At 65.7% G+C, this 22,593-nt stretch carries 25 protein-coding genes; 10 read left to right on the top strand and 15 right to left on the bottom strand.

The annotated features are described in order from the left end of the window. Positions 1-31 precede the first annotated feature (31 nt). Positions 32-1,192 carry an acyltransferase family protein gene (locus ACW171_RS06120; RefSeq protein WP_492096195.1) on the top strand — a complete coding sequence of 387 codons (1,161 nt, stop codon included), beginning with the start codon at positions 32-34 and terminating at the stop codon, positions 1,190-1,192. Here ACW171_RS06120 and ACW171_RS06115 read toward each other — a convergent pair. The 3 genes from ACW171_RS06115 to ACW171_RS06105 form a co-directional block, all read right to left on the bottom strand. Then, the gene (locus ACW171_RS06115) at positions 1,157-1,618 is read right to left on the bottom strand and encodes a DUF411 domain-containing protein (protein WP_492096194.1); all 462 of its coding nucleotides are present in this window, start codon (positions 1,616-1,618) and stop codon (positions 1,157-1,159) included. The two genes, ACW171_RS06120 and ACW171_RS06115, sit on opposite strands and share 36 nt — an antisense overlap. A 97-nt stretch (positions 1,619-1,715) precedes the next feature. After that, positions 1,716-2,831 (bottom strand): helix-turn-helix domain-containing protein, encoded by a 1,116-nt coding sequence (locus tag ACW171_RS06110; protein WP_492096193.1) that lies wholly within the window; start codon positions 2,829-2,831, stop codon positions 1,716-1,718. A gap of 52 nt (positions 2,832-2,883) precedes the next feature. After that, a complete protein-coding gene (locus tag ACW171_RS06105) occupies positions 2,884-3,477 on the bottom strand; it encodes a hypothetical protein (protein WP_492096192.1) in 594 nt (197 codons plus the stop codon). A 339-nt stretch (positions 3,478-3,816) separates the two neighbouring features. Here ACW171_RS06105 and ACW171_RS06100 point away from each other — a divergent pair, with 339 nt between their 5' ends. Then, positions 3,817-5,817, top strand: coding sequence for a ParB/RepB/Spo0J family partition protein (locus tag ACW171_RS06100; RefSeq protein WP_492096191.1), 2,001 nt, complete (start codon positions 3,817-3,819; stop codon positions 5,815-5,817). Positions 5,818-5,953: 136 nt separating this feature from the next. Here ACW171_RS06100 and ACW171_RS06095 read toward each other — a convergent pair whose 3' ends face one another. From ACW171_RS06095 to ACW171_RS06055, 9 genes are all read right to left on the bottom strand, one after another. Further along, a complete protein-coding gene (locus ACW171_RS06095; RefSeq protein ID WP_492096190.1) occupies positions 5,954-6,367 on the bottom strand; it encodes an OsmC family protein in 414 nt (137 codons plus the stop codon). Positions 6,368-6,425: 58 nt separating this feature from the next. Next, positions 6,426-7,412, bottom strand: a complete 987-nt coding sequence (locus tag ACW171_RS06090; RefSeq protein WP_183197703.1) for a malate dehydrogenase — start codon at positions 7,410-7,412, stop codon at positions 6,426-6,428. Between the two features lie 8 nt (positions 7,413-7,420). Continuing rightward, positions 7,421-8,044: a DsbA family protein gene (locus ACW171_RS06085; RefSeq protein ID WP_291757088.1), complete on the bottom strand. Its 624-nt coding sequence runs from the start codon at positions 8,042-8,044 to the stop codon at positions 7,421-7,423. A 31-nt stretch (positions 8,045-8,075) separates the two neighbouring features. Then, entirely contained in the window at positions 8,076-9,257 is a 1,182-nt protein-coding gene (locus ACW171_RS06080) for a TDT family transporter (RefSeq protein WP_183197705.1), read from the bottom strand. A gap of 31 nt (positions 9,258-9,288) precedes the next feature. Further along, complete coding sequence (locus tag ACW171_RS06075) at positions 9,289-9,831, bottom strand: hypothetical protein (RefSeq protein ID WP_291756539.1); 543 nt, start codon at positions 9,829-9,831, stop codon at positions 9,289-9,291. A gap of 132 nt (positions 9,832-9,963) precedes the next feature. After that, on the bottom strand, positions 9,964-10,461 hold the full coding sequence (locus ACW171_RS06070; RefSeq protein WP_291756537.1) for a c-type cytochrome: 498 nt from the start codon (positions 10,459-10,461) through the stop codon (positions 9,964-9,966). Next, positions 10,458-11,627: a molybdopterin-dependent oxidoreductase gene (locus ACW171_RS06065; protein ID WP_221205267.1), complete on the bottom strand. Its 1,170-nt coding sequence runs from the start codon at positions 11,625-11,627 to the stop codon at positions 10,458-10,460. Before ACW171_RS06065 ends, ACW171_RS06070 begins: the two co-directional genes overlap by 4 nt. A gap of 467 nt (positions 11,628-12,094) precedes the next feature. Beyond that, complete coding sequence (locus tag ACW171_RS06060) at positions 12,095-12,523, bottom strand: nuclear transport factor 2 family protein (protein ID WP_183197711.1); 429 nt, start codon at positions 12,521-12,523, stop codon at positions 12,095-12,097. A gap of 148 nt (positions 12,524-12,671) precedes the next feature. Then, a complete protein-coding gene (locus tag ACW171_RS06055) occupies positions 12,672-13,562 on the bottom strand; it encodes a LysR family transcriptional regulator (RefSeq protein ID WP_291756533.1) in 891 nt (296 codons plus the stop codon). Positions 13,563-13,695: 133 nt separating this feature from the next. Here ACW171_RS06055 and copM point away from each other — a divergent pair, with 133 nt between their 5' ends. The 5 genes from copM to ACW171_RS06030 all read left to right on the top strand — a co-directional run bounded on the left by copM (position 13,696) and on the right by ACW171_RS06030 (position 18,441). Continuing rightward, positions 13,696-14,079, top strand: a complete 384-nt coding sequence (copM, locus tag ACW171_RS06050) for a CopM family metallochaperone (RefSeq protein ID WP_228763506.1) — start codon at positions 13,696-13,698, stop codon at positions 14,077-14,079. Positions 14,080-14,082: 3 nt separating this feature from the next. Then, positions 14,083-15,522 (top strand): YncE family protein, encoded by a 1,440-nt coding sequence (locus ACW171_RS06045; RefSeq protein WP_153921745.1) that lies wholly within the window; start codon positions 14,083-14,085, stop codon positions 15,520-15,522. Between the two features lie 11 nt (positions 15,523-15,533). Next, positions 15,534-16,202, top strand: a complete 669-nt coding sequence (locus ACW171_RS06040; RefSeq protein ID WP_153921737.1) for an MBL fold metallo-hydrolase — start codon at positions 15,534-15,536, stop codon at positions 16,200-16,202. Positions 16,203-16,418: 216 nt separating this feature from the next. Further along, positions 16,419-17,336: a HEPN domain-containing protein gene (locus ACW171_RS06035; protein ID WP_492096189.1), complete on the top strand. Its 918-nt coding sequence runs from the start codon at positions 16,419-16,421 to the stop codon at positions 17,334-17,336. Beyond that, complete coding sequence (locus ACW171_RS06030; RefSeq protein ID WP_492096188.1) at positions 17,320-18,441, top strand: hypothetical protein; 1,122 nt, start codon at positions 17,320-17,322, stop codon at positions 18,439-18,441. Before ACW171_RS06035 ends, ACW171_RS06030 begins: the two co-directional genes overlap by 17 nt. Positions 18,442-18,476: 35 nt before the next feature. Here ACW171_RS06030 and ACW171_RS06025 read toward each other — a convergent pair whose 3' ends face one another. From ACW171_RS06025 to ACW171_RS06015, 3 genes are all read right to left on the bottom strand, one after another. Next, positions 18,477-18,713: a hypothetical protein gene (locus tag ACW171_RS06025; protein WP_492096187.1), complete on the bottom strand. Its 237-nt coding sequence runs from the start codon at positions 18,711-18,713 to the stop codon at positions 18,477-18,479. Between the two features lie 61 nt (positions 18,714-18,774). Continuing rightward, positions 18,775-19,398: a methyltransferase family protein gene (locus ACW171_RS06020; RefSeq protein WP_492096186.1), complete on the bottom strand. Its 624-nt coding sequence runs from the start codon at positions 19,396-19,398 to the stop codon at positions 18,775-18,777. A 43-nt stretch (positions 19,399-19,441) separates the two neighbouring features. Beyond that, complete coding sequence (locus tag ACW171_RS06015; RefSeq protein ID WP_492096185.1) at positions 19,442-20,212, bottom strand: COG4705 family protein; 771 nt, start codon at positions 20,210-20,212, stop codon at positions 19,442-19,444. Between the two features lie 439 nt (positions 20,213-20,651). Between ACW171_RS06015 and ACW171_RS06010 the strand changes: the two genes are divergently transcribed. From ACW171_RS06010 to ACW171_RS06000, 3 genes are all read left to right on the top strand, one after another. Continuing rightward, positions 20,652-20,948 (top strand): DUF736 domain-containing protein, encoded by a 297-nt coding sequence (locus tag ACW171_RS06010; RefSeq protein ID WP_492096184.1) that lies wholly within the window; start codon positions 20,652-20,654, stop codon positions 20,946-20,948. A gap of 70 nt (positions 20,949-21,018) precedes the next feature. Then, positions 21,019-21,909: an ArdC family protein gene (locus tag ACW171_RS06005; RefSeq protein WP_492096183.1), complete on the top strand. Its 891-nt coding sequence runs from the start codon at positions 21,019-21,021 to the stop codon at positions 21,907-21,909. A gap of 478 nt (positions 21,910-22,387) precedes the next feature. Next, complete coding sequence (locus ACW171_RS06000; RefSeq protein WP_169802110.1) at positions 22,388-22,534, top strand: hypothetical protein; 147 nt, start codon at positions 22,388-22,390, stop codon at positions 22,532-22,534. Positions 22,535-22,593 lie beyond the last annotated feature (59 nt).

Below are 22,593 nucleotides of genomic sequence, written 5' to 3'. Positions count from 1 at the left end.
TTCCTTGCCCGCTCCAGGACTAGGGTCCGGCATGTCTCGCGCCGACCACGAGCCGATGAAGTCTCTTCCGCCGCGCATCGCCCGGGGCGGCTGGCTGGACGCGCTCCGCTTCATCGTCGGAGCGCTGATCATCCTCTACCATTTCCGCGAGGCCTCGCCGGTCCCGCTGCCGCAGCTGCATCCCGTGTTCGAGCGCGGCTATCTGCTCACCGACTTCTTCATCATCGACTCCGGTTATGTCCTGGCCCGCATCTACGGCGACCGGCTCGCGTCCGGCCAAGCCTCGCTGCGCGCCTATGCGCGCCAGCGCCTGCTACGCGTCATCCCCGCCCATCTGGTCGTCAGCTTCATCCTCGTGGCGATCGTCGGCGGCGCCGCCCTGGCCGGCGTCACGCCCAGCAATCCGCGCTGGTTCGACTGGTCCCAGCTGCCGGCCCAGGTGCTGCTGGTCCAGGCCTATGGCGTGCCGGGCGGACAGGGGTGGAACGCCCCGACCTGGACGCTCTCGGCCTTGATCGGCTGCTACCTTCTCCTGCCGTGGATCTGCCGCGCCCTTTGGCGCTGGCCGCCGGTTGTCGTGGTGATCGGCGCGGCCGTCCTCGTCGTCGTCGCCGATGTCGCGGCCTCGCTCTGGCTCGGCGATCCGATCTACCGCCTGCCGATGCGCTACGGCATCCTGCGCGCCCTGCCGCTCTTCCTGCTCGGGGTCGCAGCGGCCTTCTACGGCGCGCGAGTCTATGTCGCGCCCCGCCGGGCCGGGGCTGTCGGCGTTGGAGCCGCCGTCGCCCTCGTCGTGCTTCAGGGCTTCGGCGACTTCAGCCTGCTGTCGCTGGGCCTGATGACCGCGATCATCTGGGCCGCCGGCGCCGTCCCGGTTCTCAAGCCCTCGCGCCTGATCGAACATCTGGCCCTGATGTCGTTCTCGATGTTCCTGACCAATGAGGTGAGCCGCATCGTCTGGTTCGGCCTGCTCGACGCCCTGGGCCAGGACGCCCTGTCGTCAGGTCCTCGTTGGGCGCTGTGGTCGATCGGCTTCGCCGGCGCCTTCGTGGCGGCGGCGGTGTTCCGCTACGGCTTCGACCGCCCCGTCCAGACCTGGCTCAATCCCCCGAGCGCGCGCCGGGCCGCAGGAGAGGCGGCGGGTCCTGCGTCCGCGTCAGGCGCCGTTGTGTCGGCCGAACACGCGGGTTGAACCGTCGTTGAGGATCAGGACGGTCGTATAGGGTTCGCGCCCGGCGGCCTCCATGCCCGGCGAGCCCGCGGGCATGCCGGGCGCGGTCAGCGCCCGGGCGGCGGGGCGTTCGCTAAGCAGCCGGTCCACGTCACCGGCCGGAACATGACCCTCGATGGCGTAGGCGCCAACCACCGCCGTGTGGCAGGAGGCCAGCCGGTCGGGTATCCCGTGCTCGGCCCGGATCGGCGCGAGGTCTTCGCGCTCGACGACCTCGACGGTCCAGCCGGCCTGGCGCATGTGGGCGATCCAGCCGCCGCAACAGCCGCACCAAGGGGTCTTGTAGGCGATCATCCGCTTCGGAGGCGCGGCGAGGGCAGGGCCCGCCACGGCGCTCAGGGAGAGGCCGATCAGAAGTGCGCGACGGGACGTCGAGGGTTGGCTCATGTCCTGAGTTCCGATCAACTATGAGGGCTGGCACCATGGACGAAGACGCCCGACTTGGCGACCGTCAGGGTGTCGCGCATCCGGTTGGGTGAGGTCCCTACACGGGTCTGAGGCGGACGATCTTGGGGTCATCCATCGACGGCTCCGGTTCCGGGAAACTGGAGCCCGTGATCAACTCGAGCATGGCGGGAGTCAGGCCGATCTCACGGCCGATAGCCCCGGCGCCACCGGCGACGGCATCGTTGAGCGCGGCGATCGCCGACGGCAGCAACTCCGGCTCTTCGATCGGCAAGGTCCCGTCTGCGTCATACGTTTCGACCTTGGCCTGACCCGTTTTGACCAGGTGAATATTGGCGGTGCGGTATTGAGCTGGGGTCAACAGGCCCAGGTCGTAACCGCGCCTTACAAGCGCGCGAACGGACATCTTCCATCTAAGCTTCAGCTCAAAAAGGGCGCGCCAATTGATTGATCGTCCGCGAGGATATTCCCGAAGGACGGCTCCGCGCGGGAACAGGAAGGCGCTCGCGAAACGGTGAGCCTGATCTTCGGTGAGCCGATCTCCCGTTTGCAGGCCCCGATGCATGATCAGATGGCCGCACTCGTGGGCGAAGTCGAACCGTTGCCGGCACAGGCTCTCTTTGAGCGAACTGCGCACGATGATGGGCCTGCGGCGATCCATGGAGAAGGCGTCCACCCGATCAGACAGGTCGCCGAAATAGGTGACAATGGCGCCGGCGTTTTCGACGACCCGCATCATGCTCGTGATCGGGCCGGTGGTCCCCAGCCCCCAATGCCGACGTGCGTCTTCGGCCGCGTTTTCGATCTCTTCCGCTGTCGTCGCCGGCAGATCGGGGAAGGTGACCTGTGGAAGATCAAGGTGGTCCTCGACGGCCGCGACGAACTTGTCGAGCAGCGTGCCACGGGCGAGCACCTGGCTGGTGATCGAGGCCGGCCGGGTGATGTGCCCACGAAAATGGCACTGTTCCGGACGAACTGTTGATGGGATCGGCTGAGCCAGAAAGGCCGGCGTGACGCCCAGCACGTCGGCCAGCGCGTCCACTACCTCGTCCGACGGCGACCTGGAGCCAGTTTCGAGTTGATGGATAAACTGACGGGTCGCGCCGATGAGGTCGCCGACCTCCTCAAGCGAATAACCATGGGCCAGCCGGGCGAGCCTTAGCTGCTCGCCCGCAATTTTCGCGTTCGCTTCCATGACTGGCCGGTCTAGCGACCGTCCCCCACCCAGATCCGTACAGGTCGTCCGATCATTCGGTCGTCCCGTCCTTTTGTTTCCTTGCCGCGATTCCGACGGCGGGGGAGGGGAGATCGACGCCGTCGCTGCCGGCGACCCAGAGCGGCGACACCTTGGTGACCGGTTCGTCCAGCGGAACCTGCCAGGTCAGGACCGGCGTATCGCCCGCCAGCACCACGAAGGTCACGGCGGTGATCGCGCCGTCGAGATCGGTTTCGATCGCGAAGCGGTACAGCGGCTCGGAAGTCAGCTTGACCAGTTCATCGGCCCCGAACAGGCTGAGTTGCTGAAGTTCGGAAAAGGTCTGCTTGAGGGTCCGGGCGTTCGGGTCGTCCGGCTCGCCACGGTAGAAGCGGATCGGCACGCCGCCGACGCTGAACACGAACTGCATCGTCGGGTTCAGGATCTCGAGCCACTCAACATCGGGCGCCGCCGCCTCGATCTGATGCTTCTGGAACGCAAAGGCCTCGCAGCCGAGGGTCCATCCTGTACAGCCCACGCTCGCGTCAAAGCGATCAAGGGCGTCGTTCCGGCCGCGCTGTATCAGCTTCCCGATCGTGATCAGACGATCCCGGGTAAGGGCGGTGTGATGTTCCCAAGGGGTCATGCGGAGCTCCGAGCTAGGACTGCCATAATGGGCAAAAATATGATTCTGTCAACTGACCTGACGAAAGTAAGCTGGGGCCCTGTTTGTAAACAGTGGCAACGCTAAGGGCTCCGCCCTCGCGCGGGACAGGGTCCGCGGCTTCGCCGCCGGACCGGCCGGTCTCCCCGGCCTTCCGCGCCGACGATGATGGTCAACGATGTCATGGCGACAGGCTTGTGCAGGTCGGGCGATCCCCCTCCGGCCGGTCCGCCCTGGCCCTTGCTACCCCGGTCTCGCCGACGGGCAGGGTTTCAGGCGCGCAGTTCGCGTGCCTGCAACCCATGACCAAAGGAGGCAGACATGACTGCTCAATCCATCCAAACCGTCGCGACGGAGCCGCAGCACGGCGACGAGATCACCGTGCCGCTCAACCGGCTCAAGGCCTCGCCGAAGAATGCGAGGAAGACCCCGCACGCGCCAGCGACTATCGAGGCCTTCGCGGCCTCCATCAAGGCCAAGGGGGTGTTGCAGCCGCCCGTGGTCGAGATCGAGCGGGACGGGGAGGGCATTCCTACCGGGAACTACCTCGTCACCATCGGCGAGGGGCGTCGTCAGGGCCTGCGGCTGCTGGCCAAGCGCAAGCAGATCAAGCGCACCCATCCGGTACGGGTCATCGTGGACGCGGAGAACGACGCCCATGAGATCAGCCTCGACGAGAACATCACCCGCGAGGCCATGCACCCCGCCGACCAGTTCGAGGCCTTCCAGCGGCTTGCCGTGGAGAAGGACTATGGACCGGAAGAGATCGGCGCCCGGTTCGGGGTTTCGGCTCAGGTGGTGCGTCAACGGCTTCGGTTGGGGGCGGCGGCGCCGGAGCTGATGGCTGCCTATCGGGAAGGGGCGATGGCGCTCGACCAGTTGATGGCCTTCTGCGTCAGCGAGGATCAGGACCGGCAGCGGCAGGTATTCGAGCAGATCGGCCCCCACACCCCGGCCTACGCCATCCGGCGCGCCATGACCGAGGCCAAGGTCCGGGTCGATGACCGGCGCGTCCGCTTCGTCGGCGTCGAGGCCTACGCCGAGGCGGGCGGCGGGGTGCTTCGGGACCTGTTCACCGAGGACGGCGGCGGCTGGCTGGAGGACGTGGTTCTGCTGGACCGGCTGGTCGGCGAGAAGCTGTCCGGGCTGGCGGACGAGGCGCGCGAGCGCGAGGGCTGGAAATGGGCCGAGGCCAGCCTCGACTATCCCGACGTGTCGGCGTTCGGGCGGGTCTATCCGGCGGCGGTCGAACGGTCGGAGGCGGACGCCGCCGAGATCGTGGTCCTGTCCGAGGAGTACGATGGGATCGTCTCCGGAGCGGGCGTTGATGGTCTGTCGCCCGAGGCGGATGCGCGGCTGGAGGAGATCGACAAGGCCTTGCAGGCCTTCGGCCCGGACTTCGCCTACGCCGACGAGTCCAGGGCGCGGGCCGGGGTCGTGGTGACGCTGGGTCACGACGGGCTCGCCCGGTTCGAGCGCGGACTGGTCCGCGTTGAAGACGTGCCCGCCGATCCGCCATCGCCGTGGCAAGAGGACGCGGCCGGGGACGATGGGACGGACGACCGGCCGGGAGCGGAGGCCGACGCGTCCGAGGACGAGGCACCGTCGGCCTTGTCGGATCGTCTGCTGATCGACCTGACCGCTCACAAGACCATGGGGCTGCGCGACGCGGTGCAGGCCGATGTGAATGCGGCGCTGGCGACCGTGGTCCACGCCCTCGCCTTGCAAGTCTTCTATCCGGGTTATGGCGTCTGGACGCCGTTGCAGCTTCGGCTGACGATGACCGGGCTGGAGCGGCTGGCGCCGGGGGTGGACGACGGCCCCGCCGGACGCCGGGTCAGCGACCGGTGCGAGGCGTGGGGCGCGCGCCTGCCCGAGCGCCCGGAAGACCTCTGGGGCGTGGTGGCCGCGTTGCCGCCTTCGGAGCAGCTGGACCTGATGGCCTGCTGCGCCGGGGTCGGCCTCTACGCCGTGCGCGATCCGCACGACCGGCGACCCGGCGCCTTGGCGCAGGCCGAGACGCTGGCGACGGCGGTCGGGCTCGACATGGCCGGGACGTGGACGGCGACGGCGGCCAGCTACTTCACTCGCGTGTCCAAGGCGCGGGTGCTGGAGGCGGTGACCGAGGCCGTGAATCCGGAGGAAGCGGGCCGGATCGCCGGTTTCAAGAAGGCGGACATGGCCGAGGCCGCCGAGCGGCTGGTGGAAGGGAAGGGGTGGCTGCCCGTTCCGCTGCGAACGGTGTCGGATGCGGCGGAGCCGGAGGATCAGGGCGCGGACGAACCGCGTGACGACGTCGCCTATTCGTTCGCCGCTGAATAGCGCTCGGTCATCAAAAACTCGCCGCGCGCCCTTTGGGGGCGCGCGGCTTTTTTCATGGATTGAATGCCGGATCCTGACTCTTAGCGGCGGTTTGGAATGTCTGCTTAGCGGCGGCGGGCGACACAATTCGCTAAGATCAACCGACCTCGGTTTCAATCGAGACGGCCCCAACGAGCATGCGGTGGATCGGGCATCGGTCGGCGATTTCAAGAAGTCGGTCGCGCTGCTCCTGTGGGAGGTCTGCCGGCAGGCTGATGGTCCGCACGAAGTGGTCGGAGGGCGTCGCTTCCGGCTGTCGGACCAGAACAACCTCGACGGACAAGGGGCCTATCGCCCAGCCATTGCGGTTCGCGTAGAGGCGCAGGGTCTGGGCGGTGCAGGAGGCTAGAGCGGCCTGCACCAGTTCATGCGGGGTCGGCCCGAGATCCAGCCCACCCAGTTCGACAGGCTCATCGACGACGAAGCTGGCAGGGCCGGCGCGGACCACGAGTTGCAGGCCGCCGTGGCCCGCATCGTCGGCGAAGGAAGATCGGGGTGTGGAAGCCGTCATGGGGCGCCTTGCTGAATGAGTAGGGGTTGTTCGGTGATTGTCGCGCGATCGACGCGCCTCAGGTGGAGACGATCGAAAGCGCAGCGTCGCGTTCGCCGATGAGTTCCTGAACCGACGCCGCCAGACCGGCGCGGGCGAAGGCGTCGAGGTCCAGACTGTTCACAGGCGCATAGCGCCCATCGCGGCAGACCGCCGGTACGCCGCAGACCAAGCCTGCGGGAATACCGTATTCTCCTGTGGCGGGGATGCCCATCGACACCCAGCGACCGTCCGAGCCCTGGACCCAGTCACGCATGTGATCGACGGCAGCATTGGCGGCGGAAGCGGCGGACGATGCGCCGCGGGCCTCCAGGACCGCCGTACCGCGCCGCGCCACCTCCGGGATCAGGGTGTCGCGATACCAGCCGTCATCGCCGATGCGCGCGGCCAGTCGTTCGCCGCTCACCGAGGCGTGGCTCCAATCGGTGAACATGGTGGGCGAGTGATTGCCCCAGACCGCGAGGTGATCGATCGCATCGACCGACACGCCTGCCTTTCGCGCCAATTGCGCGGCGGCGCGATTGTGATCCAGCCGGATCATGGAGGTGATGGCGCCCTCGGGCAGGTTCGGCGCGGACTGGATCGCCACCCAGGCGTTCGTGTTGGCGGGATTGCCCACCACGAGGACCTTCACGCTCCGCTTGGCGACGGCGTCGAGCGCGGCGCCTTGGGTCTTGAAGATGGCGGCATTGGCGGCCAGCAGGTCACGGCGCTCCATGCCCTTGGATCGGGGACGCGAGCCAACCAGGAAGGCGGCGTCGATGTCGTCGAACGCGACCCTCGGATCGTCCGTCGTCCGGATCGTGGTCAGGAGCGGGAAGGCGCAGTCGTCCAACTCCATCGTCACGCCCTTGAGGGCCGACAGAGCTTGGGGAAGATCGAGCAGGCGAAGGTCGATCGGCGTCTCGGGGCCGAAGACGTCGCCTTGCGCTAGACGGAACAGCAGGGCGTAGGCGATCTGGCCGGCCGCACCGGACACGGCGACCTTGATGGGAGTATTGGGCATTGTGGACCTCAGGGCTTGGAAGATTGGGAAAGAGCTGTGTCGATAGCGATGACCACGCTGTCGAGAGTCAGCGGGCCATCCACCCGGCGGCCCTGAACGAATAGAGTCGGCGTGCCGGTGACGCCCGCATCCTGCGCCCGGCGAACACGCCGTTCCAACGCGGCCATGGCGTCAGGGTCGGCGATGCAGGCTTTCAGTCGGGCCTCGTCGATCCCGAAACGACCCGCGACCCGCACCAGATGAGCCCGCGGGCTCTGTCCACCGGTCCATTCAGACTGGCCGTGCATCAGGGCGTCAATCACCTCGAAATACCGCTGAGACCCCGCACAGCGCGCCAGAAGAACGCCGGCGGCGGAAAGATTCGCAGGGCCGGTAATGAACTCCCGATAGATCAGCTTGACCTGGCCGGTATCCATATAGCGACGGCGCAGTTCGGGCAGCACCTCGATCGCGAACCGGGCGCAGGGGCCGCAGGTGCTCGAAGCGTATTCGATCAGGGTTACCGGGGCGTCCTGACGGCCCAGAACCATGTCATCGGCTTCCGCCGCTTGGGGCGCGCATGCCGTGATCAGGGCGCCGGCTCCCACAGCGATGATCGAGCGACGAGTGGGAAGAAGGATATCGGGATTCATGAGGCCTCCGGGCAGGAAACTGACGAGCGACTCAGCGCGCGCAGGGAATGTCGCGCTTGGCCGCGTCCGTAAGGCAGGGGGCGACGAACAGGTCTCCGCGCCAAGCGCCGCGGATCGTGCGGGCGCCGACGATGAGCCAGAGGATTGCAAGGCCGGCGATCAGGGCCACGCCGAAGATGTTGAAGGCTGGGATCGGCAGCAAGGTCCCCAGCTTCAGGGTCGCGACCGAGAAGACGCCGATCGGGAAGGTGTAGCCCCACCAGCCGAGGTTGAAGGGCAGGCCCTGACGAAGGTAACGCAGAGTGATCAATGCAGCCATGGCTGCCCACCAAAGGCCATAGGCCCACAGCAAAAGGCCGCCGATCAGTCCGATGCCTCCTGCCGCGTCACCGTATTGACCCAGCCCGGAGGCGGTGAAGATCGCCGGCGCGGCCTGACCCAGCACCAGCATCCCCAGAGCGCCGGTCCCGATCGGACCCAGCGACAGCCAGCTGGACGCCGCCATGCCGGCGTGCGGCAGTTTGTGGATCGCCATGCGCAGAACCAGGATGACGAGGATGCTTAGCGCCAGAGGCACCGACAGCGCCCAAAGAGAGTAGCTGACCACCAGCACGGATAAGGCCGCGTTCGGGTCGGTCAGGTGGGGCGCGATCAGCCCGCCGGTGACGGCCGCGACCTCCGCGGCCACGACGGGCAACAGCCAGACCGCCGTCATCTGGTCGATGGAATGCTCCTGGCGTGTGAACATCATGAAGGGGATGCCGACGCCGCAGGCGACCGCCATCGCCACGTCGATCCACCACAGTGTCTCGGCGAGAGGGACGATGCCGTCGCCCCACCGCGCCAGGCCGAAGGCCATCAGGCCGTTGATGATCGTCGCCAGTCCCATCGGTATGCAGCCGAAGAACATCGAGACGACCGAATGGCCGAAGATGCGGCGCGCGCCGTCGAAGAAGAAGATCCACCGCGCGGCGTAGAGGACGGTGAACAGGGCGAAGAGGCCGATGTTGAAAACCCACAGACCTTCGGCGACCAGCTTCACGCCAGGGATGTCGATCGGAATCTGGTTCAGGGCGATGGCCAGGATGCCTGTGCCCATGGTGGCGGCGAACCAGTTCGGGGTGAACTGGCGAACGACCTCGCTGGGCCGCTGGAGTTTGGCCAGAGGCCGCAGGCCGAAGGCGACGTCGCGAAGGTGAAGGTCATGCGCCATCTGAAGTGTCCTGAACAATGCTGGAATGAAACTAATGGGCGTTGAGGCGACAGATCACGCCCAGCACGACGGCCGTCACGACCAGAAGAGCCGACAGGGTAAGGATTTGAAGTGTGGCCTCGCGTCCCGTGATCCAGCCGGTGTAGGTCACGACGCGACCATTCAGGAACTGGCTGAAGCTGCGTACACCATTACCCGCGTCTGGCGTATCCGACACCAGGGTGCCACCGGTCAGCAGGCCGAAATACATCGCACCGAGCAGGCTGATAAAGCCGAGTGCGAGGGTGGCCTCACCCCGCCCGAAAGTGATCCAGAACACCAGGACCATGCTGGCATAAAGGCCGGCGACGGCCTTGATAATGATCGGGTGGATACCGGTCTGACCGACATCAAGCTGGATGCGGTGAAGCGTCTTGCCGTCGCCGACATCGGGGATGTGGGCCGTCTCGGATTCGACGGCGGTCACCATAGTGGGTGGTAGAGGTTTTACCGGCACCCGCAGGTCACGAACGGCTCGACGGGGTTGTGGCTGGACGATGCGTGCCGGTGTATCGAACGTGCAGGCGGGGGTCATGATCGGTCTCCTTTAATGGAGTGGAGGCCGACAGTCGGCGCGCTCCTCGACGCCGATATTGATCGCAAGGATTCGTTCCATCCAACGCAATGATGCGAACTATTTAATCGATTGAGGCGAATGAAATGCTGATCAGCCCGTCGCGCCGTCGCCCTCGTTCACAGCCAGTCCCGCAGCAGCGCCCGCAGGTGTCGCCTGGCTCGGCATGGCCCTGAGATAATCGACGATGGCGTCGATGTCGCCGACCGCGATCGGGGCGCCATAGGTTTCCCGCATCTTGACGACGGTAGAATGCCACTGGGCCTCAGTCAGCCGGGGCTGGGTCAGGGCCATGCTAGCCGAATGACAGGATGTGCAGTTGGCATTGACGACATCGGCGCCAGGGCCGTCGGGGAATGACGAGGCCTCGTCCGGCAGTTCGATACTGGCCGAGGTCAGGGTGAAGCCGCTTGCCGACACGAACGACGGCGGCGGCGCGACCGGGGCCGCAGGGACCACAGGAGGTACGACCATCTTCCGTCCCCGGGGCTCATTGCCGCCCGCGATGGCTCCGATCAGGATCACGCTCGTAAGCCCGCCGGCCAGCAGGATCGACATCCCGGTCGACAACGGTGTTCTGGACTTGCTCATCCGAAAGTCACCGTGGTGGTCTCGACACATCCACGCATGAAGCCGCCCGGATTCCAGTTCGGCGTCATCGGCTGAACGACGCCCGCAGTGCTGGTGCAGCGCGTCATTAGGGGAATGGCCCCTCGGCCACGGATCGGCACCACCCCGTCGAAGCGTCGAAAACTGTAGGGGCCCTGGTCCGGTCCCAGCTGCGCGGGTCGCCAGGTTCGCCCGCCGTCGGACGACAGGTCCACCCTCGACACTCCGGTGTCCCCGCCCATGGCGATGCCGCCGATCGGCAGGGTGGGCTGCCAGGCCACGGGGTGATCGCCCGCGATGCTCGTGATCCACGACCGAGGGACCATCCGGTTGATCGGCACGGTGGGATAGTCCTTGTCGGTCGGGGAGACATTGGCCATCGGGGTGTCGGGAATCTTGTAGGCCTTTGCCATCCAGTACCCGTCGTCGGGTTTGTCCAGCACCTCGATATCGTTCAACATCTTGACCCAGTAGGTCGAGAACCAGCCCGGCACGATCAACCTGACGGGAAATCCATTCAGCAGAGGCAGTTGTTCGCCGTTCATGGCGAAGGCCACCATCACCTCGCCGTCGCGCGCATGATCCAGGGCCAGCGACTTTGAGAAGTCCGGCGCACCCGCCACGACGGGCTGGTCCAGCGCGCCGAAGCGGACGGCCAGGGCTCCGGGTCTGACCCCTGCGACATCCAGAAGGTGCCTCAGACTGACGCCCATCCACATGGCATTGCCCATCGCCCCATGCGCCCATTGCGCGCCCGGCACGCGGGGCTGGAACAGGCCGCGCGAGTTTCCGGAACACTGGTTCACCGCTGCCATCTGCACGCGCGGCATGGCCAGAAGCTCGGTCAGCGACACCGACAACGGGCGCACCACATGGCCGTGCACATTGATCCGGAAGGTCGTGGCATCGACCGAGGTCGGGATATCGGCCCAGTGCCAGCGCACGAAGAACTGGTCGTTGGGTGTGAAGACGCTCTGGTCGAACACCGACATCGGCGTCTCAAGCAGCGGCGGTCGGCTGCGTTGCAGGATCATCGATCCCTTGCCCGGAAAGCTGGAGGTCAGTGGGCGCGACGAGGGTCCACCCGGTAGAGCCAGGTCCACCGCCTGTTGCCCCCAGGCGGGGGCCGACCAGGCGGCTGCCGCCACACCCCCTCCAATAACGAAGCGGCGTCCAACGGCGTGAGATATGGGGTCGTTGGCTGAAGCCATGTCGATATCCTTAACCGTCGCACACATCAGGCGATGTTTCAGCTCTATTGGCAAGCGGGTTGTCCCGAGGATCGCAGTTCCGGGGTGCCAGTCTCCTGGTGTTGATCTCCGCCCAATGCACGGCTGTCGGAGATCACGCGCCGTGCGGTTCGGATTTTCCGGCGAGCCCGAAGGGACCTGAACGGGTCCAGGTCCAGGCTTCTCCAAAAGGATCAGAGCCTCCGTCCTTTCCCCATCGTTCAGAGGATTGAAACGGCGTTGCTGCATACGCGGTTTTGACCGCGCGGACCAATGCAACTCCCTCCCTGAACAGCGGCGAACGGATGTCAGAAGCAGGCCGGGCGCGACTGACTCCGACGGCCAGATCCGAAAGAGAACCTGGGCCGCCGCGACCATATTGCCTATCAGTGGGCATGAGGCGGATTGACCTGCCAGATTTCATCAACCAGCAGACCCGCCCGATACAAGAGGACATAGCGGACCGGGATCGCTTGCTTGCCCTCGAAGGTCACATCGACGGTGACGGTCGCGCCGGCCGGGTTTTCGGCGATCGTCATGGCGGCGATGTTGGCGCTGAGCGGACCCAGGCCGGCGAATCGTGACCAGACGTCGCGCAGTTCGACCGGGTCGTCATAATGCCCGTCTAGCGGTCCGCCAACCCACTGCAAGTCGGCGTCTGGTGCATAGGCCGACAGAACCGTATTGACCGACCCTGCGGCGATCGCTGCGATCCGGGTTCGGGCCAGAGCCTCGTGGGACTGGGCGAAGGCGGGAGCCCCCGTCATCAGCACGGCTGACGTCAGGACGAAGGCCGAAAGAGCATGAAGTCGCATCGCGATATCCTTGAAAGATCAATCCGGGCTGGATCGTTGCTCATCTTCAAGGATCGACGCCCAGAAGGTCCAATGCGATGTATCGAACTGATCATTCGGTTGAACCGATCATCCGAGCAGATGTCCGTCTTCGTTGATGGTTTTTCCGTCAAGCCATCGGAGACCTTGACGCAAGCAGGCTGACAAATGCGTCCCCAGCCTTTGACCGATATCGCTGTTTGTGACGCAGCAGCCAGAACGGTCGGGCCGGAAGGTCGAATGGCAGGGTCGTAAGGATACCGGCCTTCAGACGCGCGGCGACGACGTTTCGCGAGACGACGGCGGCCCCAGCCCCCGCCTCGACCGCACCCGCCACCGCCTCATTGCCCGGCAGGCTCATCGCCACATCCAGATCGTTGACGCTCAGACTGTGTGCCGCCAGCGCGGCCTCGAAGGCTGAGCGCGTGCCGGAGCCGGGCTCGCGCAAGACCCAGGTCATGGCCTTCAGGTCCGGTCGGGCCGCCCCGTCCTGGGCCTGCGGATGTCCTGCAGCGACGACCAGCACCAATTCGTCGTGATCCAGCACCGTGCGGCTGAGGACGGGCTCGTCCAATTCGCCCTCGACCAGACCCACTTCGGCCTCGCCCTCGATCACAGCTCGGGCCACGTCTCGGGTGTTGCCGATGGTGACATCGATCTGGATGCCAGCGTGGCAGGCATGAAACGCCGCCAGACGAGACGGTAGCCACCATCCTGCGATCGTCTGGCTGGCTTGGATCGACAACCTGCCGCGCTTCAGGTCACCGAGGTCATTGAGTGCCTCCTGTGCCGCCGCCGCGCGAGCCAGGACGGCGCGGGCCTCGATCAGGAACACCTGTCCAGCCGCATTCAGCACGATGCTTCGCCCCACACGATCGAACAGCGCAACACCGTGACGTGCCTCCAGCGTGGTGACCGCAGAACTGACGGCAGACTGGGTCAGGTTCAGGGCCTCGGCAGCACGTGTGACGTGCTCACGCTCGGCGACGGCGACGAAGATGCGGAGTTGATCCAGGGTCATGGGCGCAACCTAGCCCGCTCGCGCCGGAAAAACAGATGGATCGTTCGGCGGTCGCGAACGTTCTCAGCAACAATCTCCGTTGGATGGTCGATTGTCCAACCGTCAGGATGGCGATGAACCGAAAGTCCCGATGATGACCTCCTCCTTGAAACTGACCGGCCTGTTGGCTGTCGCCGCCCTCTTTGGCGCAGGACTTATGGCCTTCGCCCAGACGCCACGCTCCCCCTTCGATACGGAAATGGCCGAGGCCATGTCGCGCATGCACACCGCCATGACGATCGCGCCGACCGGCGATCCTGACCGCGACTTCGCCGCCATGATGATCCCTCACCATCAGGGCGCGGTCGACATGGCGCGGATCGAACTCGCCTACGGCAAGGACGAGCCGATGCGCCGTCTGGCCCAGGGGATCATCGTCGAACAGACCCAGGAGATCGCCTTGATGCAAGCCTTCCTCGACCGCTCGGCCACCCGCCCGACGTCCAACGCGCCCGCCGCACCTCATACCGGACACTGACCCATGACTTTCGTTTCGAAGACGCCCTTCGTCCTGGCGCTTGCCCTGATGGCATCCCCGGTCTTGGCCGATCAGGTTCCCGGCGCGGCGGCGGCGCCCGCCATCCCGATCAGCGGCCAGGATCGGTTCTATTCGGCCGACCAGTTCTCCAACACCGTCTCGGTGGTCGATCCCTCGACCAACAGCCTTCTGGGCGTGATCTCCCTCGGCGAGCCGACCCCGGCCAACCTCAGCCCGCTCTACAGGGGTCAGCTGCTGGTCCACGGCATCGGCGCGGCGCCGGACGGCAAGACGATCGCCGTGGTCTCGATCGGGTCGAACTCGGTCAGCTTCATCGACACGGCCACCAACGTCGTCAAACACACCACCTATGTCGGACGCTCTCCGCACGAGGCCTTCTTCACGCCTGACGGCAAAGAGGTCTGGGTCACGGTGCGGGGCGAGGCCTATATTTCGGTGCTGGACGCCGCGACCTATCAGGAAACCGCCCGGGTCGAGACGCCCAACGGGCCAGGCATGACCATCTTCTCGCCGGACGGCCGTTACGCCTACATCTGCTCCAGCTTCAGCCCCGAGACAGTCGTGGTCGAGACCGCGACCCGTCAGATCGTCGGTCGGGTGGCCCAGGCCAGTCCGTTCTGCCCAGACATCGCCGCCACGCCCGATGGGAACCAGGTCTGGATGACGCTGAAGGACGTGGGCAAGACGATGGTGTTCGACGCCCGTCCGCCGTTCGCCGTGCTTCAGACGCTCGACACCGGCCCGCTGACCAATCACGTCAACATCGTGCGAAATCGGGATGGTCAGTTCGCCTATGTCACGGTGGGGACCGAGAACGTTGTCAAGGTTTTCCGCACCGACACCTTCGACCCCGTGACCGCGATCGCGGTGGGGTCCCTGCCGCACGGTCTGTGGCCCTCCGGCGACGGCTCGCGGATCTACGTCGGACTGGAGAATGGCGACGGCGTGGCGGTCATCGACACCCTGGCCAATCGCGTGATCGCCACCGTGCCGGTAGGTCAGGGACCGCAGGGCGTCACCTATGTGCCGCGTGCGGTCACCGAGGGTGACGGCAGGGCCAACCTCATGCCCCTGGGCACCGCTCGCGCCTCGCATCAACTCGTTCTGACAGGCGAGGACGACGCCCGGTCGCAGGCGACCCTGTTCGAGCAGGGGCAGGTGCAGATGCTGCAGATCGCCGCCGCAGGCCTCGAACCCGGCAAGCCCTATGTCCTCGCCTTCGCCGAGACGGCGGACGGATCGGGGACGCTGCAGCCTCTGGCGAAGTTTATGACCAATCCGGCCGGGTCCGCGGTCGTCAATGCCGTGGGCCCGATCCGTCAGGTGGTCGCCGCCGACGCCGGCGCACCCCGCCGTTGGCTGGTCATCGCCTCGGGAACGCCCGAGGCGATCGGCCCGGTCGTCCAGAGACAGTCGGAATAGGACCGGCCGCCATGCGTATCGACAAGTTCGTGCATAGCTGCCTGCGCCTGACGATCGGCCAGGAGCGACTGCTCTTCGATCCGGGCAAGTTCTCGTTCGTCGACGGACGGGTCGATCCCGCTGTCTTTTCGGACGTCTCGACGATCGTCCTGACGCACGGCCATCCGGATCACATCGACCCTGATGCGTTGGGCAGGATCGTGCATGCGAGTGGCGCAACGCTCGTCGGCAACGGCGAGGTCGCCAACAAGCTCAGCGAGAAGGGCCTGTCGGTCACGGTCTTCGAAGAGGGTGAACGGATCTTCGGCGCGTTCCGACTGCAGGCTCAGGCGGTCGCGCATGAGCCCATCCTGTCGGACGAGAGCACGCAACTGACCGCCTTCCTTGTCAACGACGTTTTCCTCAACCCGGGCGACAGTTTCGACAGCCGTCTGGATCGATTCGTCGGCGTGGAGGTGCTGGCCCTTCCGGTGATGGCGCCCTTTCTGACCGAGCTCACCGCCCATGCCTTCGCCAAGCGGATGAAGCCGAAATCTGTCGTGCCGGTCCATGACGGCTACGCGCGCGACTATTTCCTCAAGCAGCGTTACGACGTCTACGAGCCCTATCTGGACAAAGTCGGGATTAAGCTGCACCGGCCGATGACGCCCGGAGACGGGTTTGAGGTCGCCGACCAATGACGATTGACGCAGCCTGAGTCTCCATCGGCTTCGCCTGACCACGCAGATTTATCTTGGTCAGTTGCACATGGGATGTCGCCTTCCTGGCGCGAGTTCAACTTCCGCTTCTGGCGCGTCTGCGACAGCGGCCCTGGAATCCAATCGGAGTTCGAGGGGCGGTCGCAAACTGAGGCTTCGCGCCTTGCCCCGATGCACGCCTTGGGCGAGACTCGCCCGATGAAGACTTCGATCGATCATCTGCCGCCGCGCAAGCAGGTGGAACTGCGCCGGGTGGTCGAGGTGATCCAGGAGTCGTTCGCCGAGGCCATCTCCACCCGCCGGGCCGAGCGGCTGAAGAACGGCAAGATCCTCAAGGTCATCTTATACGGATCGTATGCGCGCGGCGACTGGGTCCATGATCCGGTCGGGCGCTACTTCTCCGACTTTGATCTGCTGATCGTCGTCGATCATGAAGACCTGGCAGACGGCGAATTCTGGCATGACGCCGAGAACAGGCTGATGCCCGGCGAGACCCTGATCCGCACGCCGGTCAGCCTGATCGTTCACAGCCTCGACGACGTGAACGAACAGCTGGATCGCGGGCGCTACTTCTGGGCGGACATCGTGCGCGAGGGGATCGTCCTCTTCGATACTCCGGGCGCGAAGCTGCACAAGCCCGCGGACTTGAAGGCGAAGGTTGCTCTTGAAGAAGCCGAGCAGCACTTCGAAAAGTGGATGTCCAGCGCCACCGGTGCCCAAGACATCGCGCGGCTTTCCATTGAGACGAACCAGCCCAATTGGGCTGCTTTCATGCTCCATCAAACCGCCGAACACCTCTACCACTCGGTACTGCTGGTGGTGACGCTCTACAGCGGCAAGGCCCACAACCTCGCCTTCCTGCGCAAGAAGTGCGAGGCCATAGACGCCCGGCTGGCCGAGGCGTGGCCGCGCGAGACCAAGTTCGAGCGCCGCTGTTTCGAGCTATTGCGCGAAGCCTATGTGAAGGCGCGCTACTCCAAGCACTACAAAATCAGCGCCGAGGAACTGGCCTGGCTGACCCAGCGGGTCGAGGTGCTGCGCAAACTGGCTGTCACGGTTTGCGAAGAACGGCTGGCGCAACTGCGCGAGGCGGCGAACCATGACCCTTCCGCGTGATCTGATCCCACCTAACCTCGCCGCGACGTTGGACGCGGCGAGGCGTCTGGCCGATCCCTTCGAGGACATCCGGCGACGGGACGATATGTTGCGCGCGAGCGGAGTGCTTGGTCTGGCCGACCGCATGAAGCTGGACACCCCGCTCGCCTACGCGGCGATGGGTCGGAATCCGCTTCTGGAGCGGATGCAGGGTGTCGGCGCCATCATGAAGGCCCAAGCGGACGCGGACCGCGTTTATCGCGCCGCGTTTCCGAACGGCCTGATCGAACAGGCCGAGAGGATCGCTCAACTGTCGGCGGGGTTCGCCTTGCCCGATGTCCTTGAGCGCTTCCGGACGCCGACGGACAGTTTTGTTGATCGCATCCTTCGGCTGTCGGACGGCGGTCTTGGCGCCAGCGCCTTGGCGATCACGCGGCCGGCCCAGATCGAGGCCTTCGCGCGGGCGTCGGCGATGGCAGACATGTTCGCCGAGAGCGAGCGGCTGACCCGCGGTGTGCGAGAGGCCGTCGGCGTCTTCTCGATCACGGACATGCCGCAGTTCGCCAACCTGTCCTGCTATCGCCATTTCCTTGACGCCGCCGGCCTGCGGCTGTCGCATTGGCCGCGGCGGCGTCTTCTGACCATGGCCGAGAAGCGGCGTCGCCTGAAGGCGCGCCTCCAGGCCAACTCCGCCCCGCCGCATGTGAAGCGCGCCAAGACGCTCGTTCACCGCTACGAACTGACTCTGCGCGAAATTCTCGATGCGGTGATGGCCGAGACCTACGGCGAGGATTGGCCGAATGAGCGTCTGCCGCTGTGTGAGTGCAAGGATTTGCTCGGGAAGTGGCAGAACCGGGGAGGCGAGGTTCTCGACCACGCCGACTACACCCACTACGCCCGGATCATGAGCCATCCGGAGCATTTCCAGGCGATCTTTGAGGCCGGCTTCGACGACCCAGAAGCGGTGTTCGATCTTCTGAAACAGGCCGGAAAATTGCGGGCTGCATCGCACCACGCGCACCTGTTCACGCCCGACGATCTCAAGGCGCTTCGCCTGACGTGGAACCAGATCGAGACAGGACTGCTCGCGCTCACGCCTGACTTTGATCTCGATTGGGCTGGCTAAAAGCCCACGAAGGGATCGTCGATTGGCGGTAGCCTTCAGTGCAGCACTTCACCGCCGACCGGATCGACCTGACGCAGCTGACCGGCCGCGTCCTGGACGAAGACTTCGACCCGCTCTCCCTTGTCGATCAGCGTCGCCGCTTTCACGAGCGCGGACTCGATCGCGTCGATGCTGAAATCGAAATGCCCGGAATTCCGGCCGTCACGAAAAACGCGCCAGTCGCCGTCGCCGCGGATGACCGTGAACTGGATTGTGTCGGGATGCATCGCCAAGGGATCACTCCTTCCCTCTCCGCCCGTGCCGCGCGCGGTCGTCCTCAACCTACAGGGCTTCTCAGGGCAAGTTCAACATGACCCTGATCCAGCCGATGTGCTGGAAATGCTCGACGCCTTCGAACAGCGGAAAGGCGATCAGCATGACCAGACCGTCCCAGAGGGTCGTCAGGAAAAACCGGGGGCGAACCTCGATCACCTCCCGGTCGCGCCATTTGGTGAAGTCGGGCCAGAAGCGCGGCGTGCGCGCGACATAGGCGGCATAGGTCGGCCCGAACGCCTCCGACAGCCAGGCCTCTTCTCGCTTCACCGTCGCGGCGAACACCACCACGGCGATGAGGACGAACAGGGCGGCGATCGTCACGCTGCCGGTCTGCGCTCCCATGCCGAAGGCGCCGATGAAGCTGAAGACATAGAGGGGATTGCGGCTGACGGAGTAGGGGCCGCGATCGACGATCTCGGCCTTCTTGCGGCCGCCGATGTAAAGGGAACACCAGGCGCGGCCGACGATGCAGACGACGATCGCGGCGATGCCGAAGGTTTCAAGGCCTTCGTGGAGTTCCGTCTCGCCGCCGAGCGACTGGCTGATCGCCGCGAGCGCGATCACCGCCAGGATGGCGATCAGCAGGACCGCCTTGCGGATCAGTTGAACGCGTCGAAGATCGAGAGACTGGGTGGTCGACATAAGGACTCCGTCGAGACCGGATGAGAAAAAGGCGTCGGAGCGTTTAGGCGGGTGCGGTCGTCCTGCGGCCGGTCCGCCAACTGGTGAAGGCGATCAACGCGATGAGAACAGCCAGAAGCACCGCTGTCGAGCCGATGGTGCCGAACCCCAGCCCGCCCTTGTCCGGCGTCTTCGTCAGCAGGTCGCCCATGGTCGCGCCGAACGGCCGGGTCAGGACGAAGGCGATCCAGAACAGCACCGTGCGCGAAACCCGCGTGAAGAAATAGGCCAGGATCGTTAGTCCGATCCCGGCCGCGATCAGCAGATTGCTGAGTCCGTAGCCGAGGCCGGAGCTGTCGGCGAGGAAGTCCCCCAGCGCCGTGCCCAGGGTGTTCGAGACCAGAATGGCGATCCAGTAGAAGGTCTCGATCTTGGGATCACGGATATGATCGACCGCGATCGACCCCATCGTCAGTCGCCATGTCGCGAGGACGGCCAACAGGGTGACGCCGATGATCGTCGCTCCCGTCGCATAGCCGAGGCCCAGGCTGCGATCCATGAAGTCGGAGATTGTCGTCCCGGCCGTGCTCGTGGCCAGGATGACCGCCCAGTAGAGGAAGGGGTGGAAGCGTTTGGCGCGCAGTTGCAGCACCAGGGTGGCGATGAAGAAGGTCAACAGCACCACCGAGCTGGCCGCATACCCGATCTTCAGCGTCATCGACAGGAGGTCGCCGCCGGTCTCGCCCACTGTGGTGGCGCAGATCTTCATGATCCAGAAGGCCAATGTGACCGTCGCGACCTTGTTGGCCTCGGTCATGGTCTCGGTTGTCGCCACGGTATGGTCTCCGGCGGCGGCGTTCCGGTTCGGCCGTCGAAGCGTGACCGTGATCCTCGATTGCGGCGAAATCGGCGCGGGCTGGGGCGCAGCTTTGGTTCGCAGGTCAGAAGGCCGAGCCGGAGGAGGCCGTCCGGTGGGAGGTGGCGTCGAGGCGGGGTGGTGGTCTCTCGCCGGCGCGCCAGCCGGCGCGGCCTCTCGAAGGGCTTGATCTGACCGAAAGCCGGCCGTCTTCCGCAACCGGGCGGGGCGAGTTTCTTCCCCGGCCTGACGGCCTCCTCGCGCGAGCCAAGAAACACGCCCCGCCCGGTCCTTCGCATGCGCTGCGGGGTCTCTCACGCCTGCGGCGCTCCGACCTGCGGGCCGTCCGTCTCCCGGTCCGTCGATCGCCATCGAGGCTGCGGCAGGCGTGGCCCGAGATCAGCAAGGAGAGACGACCATGGCCACCATCGGCACCTTCACCCAGCAAGCGGACGGCAGCTACAGCGGTTCGATCAAGACCCTGACCCTCAACGTCAAGGCGGCCCAGCTCCGGGCCAACGAGAAGACCGACGACAAGGCGCCCGACTTCCGCATCTTCTCCGGTCAGACCGAGTTCGGCGCCGCCTGGAAGAAGACGAGCCAGCAGAACCGCGACTACCTGTCGGTCAAGCTCGACGATCCCAGCTTCCCGGCTCCGATCTACGCCTCCCTGGTCGAGATCGACGGCGGACACAGCCTGATCTGGTCCCGCTGACCGGGCCGCGGCGGCGCTGACGACAGCGCCGCCGCCCCTTCCTTCAAAATCCCATCCTCAGGAGGTCGCCATGTCGCGCCCCAACGAACCCTCACGTCCCGATCTCTACAGCCGCATCACCGACCAGATCGTCGCCCAGCTCGAAGCCGGCGTCCGTCCCTGGACCCAGCCCTGGGCGGCCTCCCAGAGCGTCAGCAAACCCCTTCGACATGACGGCACGCCCTATCAGGGCATCAACGTCGTCCTGTTGTGGGGAGAGGCCGCGGCGCGCGGTTTCCAGTCCTCCACCTGGATGACCTTTCGTCAATCGCTGGCGCTGGACGCTCACGTCCGCAAGGGCGAACGGGGCTCCACGGTTGTCTACGCCAACAAGCTGGTCCGCTCGGACACTGATGACGCAGGCGAGGAGACGACCCAACGGATCCCGTTTCTGAAGGCCTACACCGTCTTCAATGTCGAGCAGATTGACGGTCTCCCCGCTTTGTATGCCCCGCCGCCCGCACCAGTCTTGAATATCGGCGAACGGATAGCCCGGGCCGAGGCGTTCTTCGCCGCGACGGGCGCCGATGTCCGTCACGGCGGCGGCTGCGCCTTCTATGCGCCGGGGCCGGACTTCGTACAGATGCCCGTGTTCGAGAGCTTCCGTGATTCTGAAGCCTATTACGCCACCCTCGGCCACGAACTGACGCACTGGACTCGACACCCCAGCCGGCTCGACCGCGACTTCGGACGCCGTCGTCGCGGCGACGAAGGCTACGCCCGAGAAGAACTCGTGGCGGAACTCGGAGCCGCGTTCCTGTGCGCCGACCTCGGGCTGGCTCTGGAGCCCCGCGAGGATCACGCCGCCTATCTCGCCGCCTGGCTCGAAGTACTGCGCGACGACAAGAGGTTCGTCTTCTCCGCCGCGGCCCACGCCCAACGCGCCGCGGACTTTCTTCACCGTGCCGGCGAGGGCTCCTGATTTGCGAACCGTAGTGATAAGGGGCGTGCGTCCGTGGCCGCTGGCGCACGCCTCGACCTGGCTGTAACCTCTAGCCTTCGCGGGACGAACTCGACTCTATGATCGGACGTCAGAAAACCTCGGCCTGGGCGCCGGCCATCCTGGCCGTGTTCTCGCTGTTGTTCGCATCGAGTCCCGTCGCGGCTTGGCAAACGCCGACACAAACCGTGGCTATGGCCATGACGCCCGCCGACGAGTCCGGTTCGGACGCTCCCTGCGATCCCGTGAAGATGACCTGCGCCCGACTTTGCGCCGTGCTCTGCCACGGACTCGTCCCGATGCCGGCCAGTGTCGTTCCGGTAACGCTGCCCGCCGACGTCCACCAAAGCCTCCCGACCGATCCTCTTGTCGGGGTGGATCCTGAATCGGAAGACCCGCCCCCTCGAGCCTGATCTCCACCGACGATCCTTTTTCTAAAACCGATCCATGGAGATCAACGATGAAACGTGCCTTTTCGCTCGCGGCCCTCGTGCTGCTGACCTCGGCCTCGGCTGCTTTTGCGGCCGCGCCCGACTCGGTGGTCAAGGCCGCCGCCTCGTGCTGCGAGCTGCTCGCGGCCTGCTGCAACGGCGGACCCTGCTGCTGATCCGTTGACGGAGGACGCCCGCGCGAAAGCGCGGGCGTCTGCCTCCGGAAACCCGCCTC

The organism is Brevundimonas sp. FV1ye28 (assembly GCF_058681135.1).
This window is presented reverse-complemented; position numbering and strand designations above follow the sequence as displayed.